The 276-nt window shown below is 46.7% G+C and carries 1 protein-coding gene; it reads right to left on the bottom strand.

Annotated elements, in window-relative coordinates; all coding sequences use genetic code 11:
- Nucleotides 1-206: transposase (locus tag FC75_RS09140; protein WP_156403606.1), on the bottom strand; the 206-nt coding region annotated here is incomplete at its 3' end.
- Between the last annotated feature and the right edge of the window lie 70 nt (nucleotides 207-276).

Genomic DNA, 276 nt, shown 5'->3' with positions numbered 1-276 from the left:
AGTTTGAGCGATGATGTATAGTGCTTATTCTTCCTAGCTTCACTGAGGCCTTCAAGCCCATCACGCGCGTATCGCTCCCGCCACCGTGCAAGAATGTGCTCGCTAAGACCATGCTGATGCTCAAACGTCTTCGAGCTAATGCCCGACTGTGCAAATTCCTCCAGAAAGGCAAGCTTTTCCTCTGCTGTATATCTTGATCTAGGCATACAAATATCCCTCCATGATTGTCAGAGGAATTATGATATTTCATCTGACAACCGCAAAGGGATTATCGCA

It is taken from the genome of Lacticaseibacillus camelliae DSM 22697 = JCM 13995 (assembly GCF_001436615.1).
Lineage (GTDB): Bacteria > Bacillota > Bacilli > Lactobacillales > Lactobacillaceae > Lacticaseibacillus > Lacticaseibacillus camelliae.
This window is presented reverse-complemented; position numbering and strand designations above follow the sequence as displayed.